Annotated in this window: 9 protein-coding genes; 6 read left to right on the forward strand and 3 right to left on the reverse strand. The window is 71.6% G+C overall.

Annotation, left to right across the window (positions count from 1 at the left end; all coding sequences use genetic code 11):
* Positions 1-221 precede the first annotated feature (221 nt).
* On the reverse strand, positions 222-1,943 hold the full coding sequence (locus VGW35_24345; GenBank protein ID HEV8310802.1) for a hypothetical protein: 1,722 nt from the start codon (positions 1,941-1,943) through the stop codon (positions 222-224).
* 179 nt (positions 1,944-2,122) lie between these two features.
* Between VGW35_24345 and VGW35_24350 the strand changes: the two genes are divergently transcribed.
* Positions 2,123-3,169, forward strand: a complete 1,047-nt coding sequence (locus VGW35_24350) for a type IV toxin-antitoxin system AbiEi family antitoxin (GenBank protein ID HEV8310803.1) — start codon at positions 2,123-2,125, stop codon at positions 3,167-3,169.
* A 318-nt stretch (positions 3,170-3,487) separates the two neighbouring features.
* On the opposite strand, the gene rpmB is transcribed toward VGW35_24350, so the two are convergent.
* Positions 3,488-3,679, reverse strand: a complete 192-nt coding sequence (rpmB, locus tag VGW35_24355; protein ID HEV8310804.1) for a 50S ribosomal protein L28 — start codon at positions 3,677-3,679, stop codon at positions 3,488-3,490.
* 71 nt (positions 3,680-3,750) lie between these two features.
* Between rpmB and recG the strand changes: the two genes are divergently transcribed.
* From recG to VGW35_24380, 5 genes are all read left to right on the forward strand, one after another.
* A complete protein-coding gene (recG, locus tag VGW35_24360) occupies positions 3,751-5,889 on the forward strand; it encodes an ATP-dependent DNA helicase RecG (GenBank protein ID HEV8310805.1) in 2,139 nt (712 codons plus the stop codon).
* Between the two features lie 49 nt (positions 5,890-5,938).
* Positions 5,939-6,520, forward strand: coding sequence for a 16S rRNA (guanine(966)-N(2))-methyltransferase RsmD (gene rsmD / locus VGW35_24365; protein HEV8310806.1), 582 nt, complete (start codon positions 5,939-5,941; stop codon positions 6,518-6,520).
* A gap of 87 nt (positions 6,521-6,607) precedes the next feature.
* The gene (coaD, locus tag VGW35_24370) at positions 6,608-7,093 is read left to right on the forward strand and encodes a pantetheine-phosphate adenylyltransferase (protein HEV8310807.1); all 486 of its coding nucleotides are present in this window, start codon (positions 6,608-6,610) and stop codon (positions 7,091-7,093) included.
* Positions 7,094-7,126: 33 nt separating this feature from the next.
* Entirely contained in the window at positions 7,127-8,317 is a 1,191-nt protein-coding gene (locus VGW35_24375; protein ID HEV8310808.1) for a pyridoxal phosphate-dependent aminotransferase, read from the forward strand.
* Between the two features lie 46 nt (positions 8,318-8,363).
* Positions 8,364-9,380: a Clp1/GlmU family protein gene (locus tag VGW35_24380; protein ID HEV8310809.1), complete on the forward strand. Its 1,017-nt coding sequence runs from the start codon at positions 8,364-8,366 to the stop codon at positions 9,378-9,380.
* A 1-nt stretch (position 9,381) separates the two neighbouring features.
* Here VGW35_24380 and VGW35_24385 read toward each other — a convergent pair.
* The coding region (locus tag VGW35_24385; GenBank protein HEV8310810.1) for a hypothetical protein at positions 9,382-10,021 on the reverse strand (640 nt) is incomplete at its 5' end.

A 10,021-nucleotide genomic window follows, 5' to 3' on the forward strand; every position in this document is an offset into this window, starting at 1 on the left:
CCCTCGTCCGATGTCGGACATTCTAGATTGACCCGCGAGCTTCATCAAGCGCCGGAGAGGGTAGGAGGGGCGGTGGGCCAGACCGTGGTCGGGTAGCGGAGCGTCCGTCATCCGCACCGGCTGGCACGCCCACGAAGCCCTGCGGTTTCGCGTGAGCGGCATGCCCGGGCGCCCCGACGATGGCCGCGATCAGGCCGACAGCCATGGCCGTCCCTCTACGTTCACCCGCTTTCTGCCGGGTCGCGCGGCGTGTCGGCCAGCCGGAGGAGGGCCGCGCGCAGGCGGCGATGCCGCCGCATCAGGCCGAGATAGTCGGCTTCCCGCCGGCCGCCCTTGGCGCGGATCAGGGGCACGAGCGCGGATCGATCCGGCCGCGGCCAGTCCGGGAGGTCGGGGATCAGCGCGAGGAGCGGCGCCAGCTGCCGGAACGCGAGCCGCTCCGCTGAGGGCCACGACCGCCACCCCGGGGCGCCGACGGCCCGCGCGACCCGCCCGGCCGCCCCGGACGCGCTCAGCCGGGCGGCGGCGAGCCCCACACGGCGCACGTCGAAAGCCCGAGCCGCCGGCTGGGCGCCGCCGACCTCGAGGACCATCCCGTCTCCGGCGAGGCGCCGGAGCGTGGCGCGCGAGGAGCGGTAGCCGGGCTGAAGGGTGATCCGCCGTCGCTCCTGGCGGGCCAGCCGCGCGAGCTCCGCACGCGTCGGGCGGAAGCCGAGCTTGTAGTAGAACCAGAAGGCGCCGGAGGCGAGCGCCTCGTCGTTGTCGTGGCCGATCTGATAGCGGCTGAGGTGGAAGGTCCGGGTCCCGAACTGTTGTCGGAGAAATCCGAGGATGCGGGCGAAGACGAACCCGGACTCCCCCTGTCGAAACGTGTCGAAGATGTTGTAGGCCAGCTCGACCCAGTCGAACAGCAGGGAGGCGTCGCCGTAGCCGACCGGCACGCCGTTCTTCAACAGCAGGTAGCCATAGTGCGCGCGGAGCGGGAGCCGATGGCCGGGCCTGAGGCCGAACCAGGCGATGCGCACGCCCCGGCCGGCATCGGCGAGCAGCACGTCGGCCGGGTCGGCGAAGTTGAAGCCGTGCACCTCGCGGTAGCGGACGATCACCGCCGCCCGGGCCGTGTCGAGAAGCTCGGCCCCCTCGGCCGGCGAGGCCGGCCGGACCCGGAGGCGGTGCCCCGGCCGCCGTCGGGCGAGCGAGCCACGCGGGCGCCTGAGCCGCCCCCGATGGAAGAAGACCCGGTCGACGGGCAGGTGGGCGTGGGTGCGGGCGGCCCCGCCTTCTCCCAGTTCCCAGCGGACGCGGAGCTCGCGCGCGTCGTAGAGGGCCAGGGCCGCCCGCCCGCCGAGGGGAGCTCGCGCGAGCCGACCGAGGAGCCACGCGAGGTCACTCCCTGACGCCGCTCCCTTGGCGGCCGCGAGCCAGGCTCGCGAGGGGATGCCGACCTCGACCAGCGCGTCCTCGTCGCTCGCGCCTACCACGAGCGGGAGCAGGCCCGCGACGCGCTCCTCGGTGTCCCCGTCATCCCAGTCGAGCTCGGCGGAGTCGGGAAAGGCCGCCGCCAGCCACGACGCGGCCGCGTAGGAGAGCGGGCAATACACCGTCGTCGCCGCCACGCCGGTCTCGTCGAGCGTCTCGGCGATCCCGGGCGGCCCGGTGGCGAGGAGGGCCGCGACGCGTGCGCCGAACTTCGCCAGCGCATCTTCGACCTGCGCGAGGAGCACGGCGTCATCCGGGTAGGCGCGGAGGAAGCAGAGCGCCTCATGGAAGCGCAGCAGCAGGCCGGGCTCCCGGATCGACTGGCTGACGAGGCCCGCGAGCGCGCTCCACTTGGCCGCGCGATCCTCGGGCGTGAAGCGGTTCTTGGTCCGCTCGAGAGATGCGATGAGCGCCCCAGGCGATGCGAGCGGGGCGTCGGGGCCGCGAGGCTTCGGAGCGGACATCGGCGCGCACTCTAGCGCACCCGCCGGGGCGGGGCAAGCCCGGACTTGGCCGGGTCGAGCCCTCCAGGCCGATGCGTTTTCAACCGCCGTCCCGAAGCCCTGCGTTTTTTACTTGACAGGGGGTTTCACTTCACACTAGTGTTTCAGCGAATGCTGAAAGTGACGGAACCAGTGAAACCATGCTCCGTATCAATGAAATCAAGAAGCAGGCGGCCCATCGGCTGCGAGGTCTCTTCCCTCAAGCCCTGGATTGGCAGGAGCTTATCGATTCGCACGTCCGGGACCAGACGGTGGATCTCCTCATCCGGTTCCGGATGGGCTCGGAGGTGAAGGCCCTGATCTGCGAGGTTCGCCAGGTCGGGCAGCCGCGAAACATCCGGGAAGTTCTCACTCGCCTCCGGGGCCTCCGGGAGCAAGTGCCAGGGGCCTATCCGATGGTGGCGGCGCCCTACATCAGCCCCCAGTCGGCCGCCCTCGTTCGACAGCACGGCTGCGGGTACGTGGATCTCTCCGGCAACTGCTATCTCGCCTTCGACCATGTCCTCATCGAGAAGGAGGGCAAGCCGAACACCCGTCCGGCGAGCCGGCCCCTCAAGACCCTCTTCGCGCCGCGCGCCACGCGGATCGCCCGGGCGCTCCTCGTCGAGCGCGACCGGAGCTGGCGGCTCGAGGAGCTCGGGCGCGCTGCCCAGGTGAGCCTGGGGCATGCCCACAACGTCGTGAAGCGCCTGGAGGACCTCGAGTGGGTCGAGCGCGGACCGGGCGGGCGGTACCGGCTTCAGAAGCCCGGCGAGCTCCTGGACGCCTGGAGGGACGAGTACTCGCACCGGGCCAACGCGATGACGGCGTACATCTCGGCGGTCGGCGAGAGGCGCCGGATCATGGAGGCGCTCGCCCGGCAAGCCAGTGCCCTGGGAGGGACCTACGCCTTCACCCTTCACGCCGGGGCGTCGCTGGTCGGCCCCCAGGTGCGCGTCGCGACAGTGCACTGCTACGTCGGCGGTGACCCCGAGCCGCTGGCCCGCGCCGTCGGGCTTCAGCCGGTGGAGGGCGAGGGGACGGTGTACCTCATGACCCCGTACGACCAGGGCGTGTTCTACGCGCCGCTCACGAAGGGCGGTCTCCGAGTGGTGTGCCTCCCGCAACTCTACGTGGATCTCTATCACCACGAGCACCGCGGGCGCGAGCAAGCCGACAAGCTCCGTCGTGACGCGCTGGGCTTCTGAGGCGTCCGTCAGTCGGGCTTTCGAGCCCCGGACGCGAGCCCCAGGAAGGGAGGAGGTGATAGCGGATGGCGACGAAGAAGAAGGCGGCGAAGAAGAAGAAGAAATAACCGCCGTGCGACGGCCGGGAGGGGGTGCAGCCCCTCCCTGCCTCCCGAATCCTACGGGGAAGGGAGGTGATGCTCGGAGTGGCGAAGAAGAAGGCCGCGAAGAAGAAGAAGAAGTAGCAGTGCTGGATCGGGTTCGGGGGCGAAGCGTCCCCCTAACCCGGCACTCATCCAGACGCCGGCCGCCGAGGAGCGTGCGCCCCGGCGGCCGGCGCTATCCCGCCTTGACAACCTTGCCGGACCTTAGGCAGCGCGTGCAGACCCGGAGCCGCCGGGGTCGCCCGTTCACCATGGCCCGCATCGACACGAGGTTCGGCAGCCACCGGCGCTTGGTGACGTTGTGGGCGTGGCTGATCTGGTGACCGACGACCGGGCCCTTGCCGCACACGTCGCAGCGTTGTGCCATGCTCGACTCCTCAGACGAATTGACGCCCCCCTTGTGGGGGGGCGACGCATTTCTATACCATGGAGAGCGCGGTGACACAAGCCCGCCCGCCGAGCCCGCCCACCGAGCGTCCCGTGGCCTCCCGCCCCTCCGGAGTCTCGGGCCTCCCCACCCCCCTCCAGTACCTCAAGGGCGTCGGGCCGCAGCGCGCGCAACTGCTCGAGCGGCTCGGGCTCCTGACCGTCGGGGACGCGCTCAACTGGTTCCCGCGCCGGTACGAGGACCGGCGTCACCTCGTGCCCTTCCGCAAGCTTCGCGTCGGGGAGACCCAGGCGACCGGTGGCACGGTGGTCGGAGTCTCGGCGCCGCCTCGCGGGCGATCGCGCGTCCCCCTGCACGTGCTCTTCCGGGACGAGACGGGCTTCTTCTCCGGCCTGTGGTTCAATGCGCCCTACCTGGCCCAGGTGTTCCGGCGCGGTCAGCGGGTCGTCCTGTACGGCAAAGTCGTCCTCGGACGCAACCGGAAAGCGGCGATGCAGAACCCGGAGTTCGAGATCATGGAGGACGAGGAGGACGCGTCGCTCCACATGAGCCGCATCGTCCCGATCTACGGACTCACCGAAGGCCTGACCCAGCGGCCCATGCGCACCCTTCTCTATCGCGCCCTCGAGCGCTTTGCCGCCGAGATCCGTGACCCGCTTCCCGAGGATCTGCGCCGTCGCCGCGGGCTCGTGTCCGCCGTCGATGCCTACCGGGCGATTCACTTCCCCGACGCCCTCGAAGCCGCCGAGACCGCCCGCCGGCGCTTCGTGTTCGAGGACTTCCTCTTGCTCCAGGTGGGGCTCGCCATCCGGCGCCGGCGCGAGGGGGCGCGTCGCGGTCACGCGATCGCGCCTCCGGGGCGTCTCGTCGGGGGGCTGCTGACCACGCTCCCGTTCGCCCTGACGGGGGCGCAGCGCCGCGTGTGGGAAGAGATCCGCGCCGACCTCGCGCGGCCGACGCCGATGAATCGTCTGCTCCAGGGCGACGTGGGGTCGGGCAAGACGGTCGTCGCCGTCATGGCCCTCCTCACCGCCGTCGAGGCGGGCTACCAGGGCGTCCTGATGGCGCCCACCGAGATCCTGGCCGAGCAGCACTTCGCGACCGTCGAGGCCCTCGTCCAGCCGCTCGGCATCGGCCTGGCACTCCTCACGTCCGGCCAGAAGGCGAAGCAGCGCGAGATCGCGCTGGCCGCGGCCGAGAGCGGCGCGGCCCCCCTGGTGGTCGGGACGCACGCGCTGATCCAGGAAGGGGTGGCGTTCCGCCGCCTCGGGCTCGCGGTGGTGGACGAGCAGCACCGGTTCGGCGTGCTTCAGCGGGCCGGCCTCCGCGCCAAGGGGGAACATCCGGACGTGCTGGTGATGACGGCCACGCCCATTCCCCGGACGCTTGCCCTCACCCTGTATGGAGACCTCGATGTGTCGGTGCTGGACGAGCTCCCCCCGGGACGCCAGCCGATCACCACCGCCTGGCGCACCGAGGCCAAGCGCCGGGAGATCTACGACTTCATCCGGAAGGAGCTCGCGGGCGGCCGCCAGGCCTACGTCGTCTATCCCCTCGTGGAAGAAACCGAGGCCTCCGACCTCCGGGCGGCGACCGCGATGGCCGAGCGCCTCGCCAGCGAGGTCTTCCCGGACCGCCGCGTCGGCCTCATGCACGGGCGGCTTGGCTTCGACGCCAAGGATGCCGTGATGCGGGCCTTCAAGGCCGGCGAGCTCGACGTCCTGGTGGCGACCACGGTCATCGAGGTCGGGATCGACGTCCCCAACGCCAGCGTCATGCTCATCGAGCACGCCGAGCGCTTCGGTCTCGCCCAGCTCCATCAGCTCCGCGGGCGGGTGGGCCGCGGCGCCGCGCGGTCGTACTGTATCCTGCTGGCGTCCGGGCTCCTCTCCGACGAGGCTCAGCGACGGCTCCAGGCGATGTGCGAGACCCAGGATGGCTTCCGCATCGCCGAGGTGGATCTGGAGATCCGAGGCCCCGGCGAGTTCTTCGGTACCCGGCAGGCGGGACTCCCCGAGTTCCGCGCCGCGAACCTCCTGACCGACGGCCGGCTCCTCGAGGAGGCCCGAGCCGAGGCCGTCGGCCTCGTCGAGCGCGACCCGGGCCTCCGCCTTGCGGAGCACGCGGGGCTGCGTGAGGCGCTGCTGGCGCGGTGGCGGGAGCGGCTGGACCTGGCCTCGGTCGGCTAGCGGTGAGTCGGAGTAACCCGACGCCGGGCACCGAGCGCGTGGTGCATCGATGCGAGTGATCGGGGGAGCCGACCGGGGGCGCCGGCTCGCAGCGCCGCGCGGGATGCGGACGCGACCCACCGCCGACCGGGTCCGCGAGGCGCTCTTCGACATCCTCGGGCCCTCGGTGACGGGGCTGCGGGTGCTCGACCTCTTCGCGGGGACCGGCGCGGTCGGAATCGAGGCCCTGTCGCGCGGCGCCGCCCGCGCGGTGTTCGTCGAGCGCGACCGGGCGGCACTCCGGGCCCTGCGCGCCAATCTGGCCGCCCTGCGCCTCCCGCGCGAGCGGGCGCGCGTGGTGGCCGGCGACGCGTTGAGCGTGATCCCGGCGCTCGCGCCGAGCGAGGCGGCCTTCGACCTCGTGTTCCTCGATCCGCCGTACGCCGGCGATCTCGCCGCGCGCGCCCTCCGCGCCGTCGCTGGCAGTGGCTGGCTTCACGGCGACACCCGAGTCGTCGTCCAGCATTTCACGAAGACGCCGCTGCCGTGCCCGGCGGGGCTGGCCGGTGACCGGGCGCCGCGCCGTTTCGGGGAAACGACCTTGACTTTCTTTCGGCCCGAAGGGTACACTCCGGTCGGCCTGAGGCCTTAGTGGCGTACCATCGAGCTCGGCCGCGCCTCCGCCGCGACTGCCGCGGGATGCATCCCGGGTAGGTGCCCTTCCAGAGCCGCCGCTATCGTGGCCACTCGCGCCGTCTATCCCGGCTCGTTCGATCCGCTCACCAACGGACACCTCGACCTGATCGAGCGCAGCCTCCGGATGTTCGACGAGCTCGTCGTGGCCGTCGTGACCAATCCGGCCAAGACCGCCCTCTTCAGCGACGAGGAGCGGGTCGAGATGATCCGCGAAGCCACCCGCGACCTGCGCCACCTCGAGATCCGCGTCTTCGAGGGCCTTCTCGTCGATTTCGTGACCGCGATCGGCGCCCGGGCCATCGTGCGGGGGTTGCGAGCGGTCTCCGACTTCGAGTACGAGTTCCAGATGGCGCTCATGAACCGGAAGCTCCGCGAGGAGATCGAGACCGTCTTCCTGATGCCTCACGAGGCCTACTCCTACATTTCCTCGCGCCTCATCAAGGAGGTCGCCGCCTATGGCGGCTCGGTGGTGGGACTCGTCCCCCCCGGTGTGGAAAAACGATTGGCCGACAAGTTCTCCCGGCGGTGATCGCCACCCGGACCCAGGAGGGTCGACGCATTCATGCTGGCTGACCGTGCCCGGCGCCTGCAGCCGTCCCCGACGCTCGCCATCACCGCCAAGGCGCGGGCCATGCGGGCTCAGGGCCTCGACGTCATCTCCTTCGGCGCGGGCGAGCCCGACTTCGACACGCCCGAGCGCGTGAAAGCCGCCGCCATCCGGGCGCTCGCCGAAGGCCAGACGAAGTACACGGAGACCTCCGGCATCCCGGAGCTGCGGGCCGCCGTGTGCGCCAAGCTCAAGCGCGACAACGGGCTCGACTACCAGCCGGCCGACATCGTCGTCTCGGTGGGCGCCAAGCACACGCTCTACAACATCTGCGCGGTGCTGGTCGGGCCCGGCGACGAGGTCCTGGTGCCGGCGCCTTACTGGGTGAGCTACACCGAGCAAGTGCGTCTCTGCGAGGGGACGCCCGTGATCGTCCCGACCGACGAGGCGCGCGGCTTCCAGCTCGATCTGGCGGCGCTCCGCGCCGCGGTGACGCCGCGGACGAAGCTCCTCATCCTGAACAGCCCGAACAACCCGACGGGCGCCGTTTACTCGCGCGCCGACCTCCAGGCGGTGGCCGCGCTGGCCGTCGAGCGGGGCGTGTGGGTCGTCTCCGACGAGTGCTACGAGGCCCTCTCCTACGAGGACCGGGCGCCGTCCATCGCCGGGCTCGGCCCCGAGATCAAGACCCGCGCGCTCGTCGTGCAGACCTGCTCCAAGGCGTATGCGATGACCGGCTGGCGCATCGGCTATGCCGCCGGGCCCCGCGAGGTGATCCGCGCGATCGGTGATTTCCAGAGCCAGTGCACCTCGAACCCGGCGTCCATCGCCCAGTGGGCCGCGGTCGAGGCGCTGGGCGGTCCGCAGGACGAGGTGGCCAAGATGGCCGGCGAGTTCGACCGGCGCCGGCGTGCGATCGTCGACGGACTCAACCGCATCCCCGGGATCCGCTGCGGGATGCCGCAGGGGGCGTTCTACGCGTTTCCCGACGTCTCCGGCCTCTTCGGCCGTCGCCTCGGCGACCAGCGCCTCGGGAGCTCGGCCGACGTCGCGGCCTTCCTCCTGGACGAGGCGCGCGTGGCCGTGGTCCCCGGCGCCGACTTCGGCTCGGACCGCCACGTCCGCCTCTCGTACGCGTGCGGCCTCGACACGATCCGAGAAGGTCTGGCCCGGATCGCCGCCGCCTGCCGGCGGCTCGAGGGATGACTGCCGGCGGCATGAGGAGATCCGGGCCACGTCCGAGGGGACCGGTGTGACCGACCCCTCCTGGGACGCGGCCGTCGCCCGCGCGGCCGACGCCCGGCTGATCCTCGTGATCGGTGAGACGGACACCGGGAAGACGAGCTTCACCACGTTCCTGGCCGGCACGCTCCTCGAGCGCGGGCTGTCCGTCGGGGTCGTGGACGCCGACCTGGGGCAGTCGGATATCGGCCCCCCGACCACGGTCGGGCTCGGGCGCCTCCGGGCGCCGGTCGAGCGGCTCGGCGACGCGGAGGTCCTCGGCCTTTACTTCGTCGGCTCCACCTCGCCCCAGGGACACCTCCTGCCGACCGTCCTGGGGACGCGGATGATGGCCCAGAAGGCGGTGCGACTCGGCTTCGACCGGGTCGTCGTCGACACGTCGGGCATGGTCCAGGGCGAGATGGGGCGCCTCCTCAAGCAGCACAAGATCGATCTCGTCGAGCCCGATCTCGTCCTGTGCCTCCAGCGCAACGGCGAATGCGAGCACATCCTCCGGCCCTACGAGGCGAGCCAGCGTCCGACGATCCTGCGCCTGGCCTCCGCGGGGACTACCCGCCGGCGCTCGCAGGAGGAGCGCCGGCAGCACCGAGAGCGGAGCCTCCAGGCCTACTTCGCCGGGGCCCGGCCGATCTCCCTCGATCTCGGTCGCATCGTGCTCCGGCAGCCGGCGCTCTACGTGGGTCAGCCGCTCCCGCCGCGCCAGGTCGAGGACCTCGCCACGCTCCTTGACGACATGGTGCTGTGGGCGGAGCGGCGCGGCAACGAGCTGGTCCTGGTGACTCCCGATCCGCTGAAGGAGCCGCAGGTCCGCCAGATCCAGAAGCGGCACGAAGACCTGGGGCTCCAGAACTACTCGCTCGACGACTTCCAGGGCGTCCTGGCCGGGCTCGACGACGCGCAGCGCGAGACGCTGGGGCTCGGCGTGGTGCGCTCGATCGACTTCGCCAAGCAGACGCTGGTGGTCGAGACGGCCGTGCCGGAGTCGGAGATCGCCGCGGTCCGCCTCGGCCGCCACAAGCTCCGCTGACCTACTGAACCTCGTAGACCGTGGCGGTGACGCTGGCGCCCTCGCGGACGAGCGCGCCCAGCCGGCCGCGTTCGAGCGCCAGGTCGAGGGGCGAGCCGGCCTCCTCGGCGAGCGCCACCTGCACGGCCGTGCGCGCGGGCAAATTGAGCAGCGTGCCCCCGATCGTTGTCCACACGGCGAGCCCGCCGTCGGGTCCGAGCGCCTCCCGGAGCACCTTGCCCGTCACCGCGGCGGACGCCTGAAGCGTCCCCGGCGCGGGGTCAATCGACCACACGCTGGTCCGCGCGCCATCGGTGGCGAGGCACACGAATCTCGGGTCGGCCAGGCGCGGCCGGGGACACCGGATTTCGAGCTGCGAGGTCAGGAGGTGCCGGCCGCCGTCGGGTCCGACCAGCCAGAGCTCCCACGCCACCGGCGAGAGCGACGCCATCGGCCAGAACGCGACGAGTGGCGCGAGGGGCGATCGCAACAGCGCGGTGTCGAGCCTGGCGTCCACGACGAGAGCCACCCCGGTCCCGGGGACGACGACCCCTCTGGATTCACTGCGGCCCGGGTGGCGCCAGGCCGTCGTCGCGACGGCATCGCGCCCCACGTGGCCCGATATCACGACGAGCGCGTCGTCCGGCGAGCCCCAGCCGCTG

The organism is Candidatus Methylomirabilota bacterium, assembly GCA_036005065.1.
Taxonomy (GTDB): Bacteria; Methylomirabilota; Methylomirabilia; order Rokubacteriales; family DASRDR01; genus DASYQW01.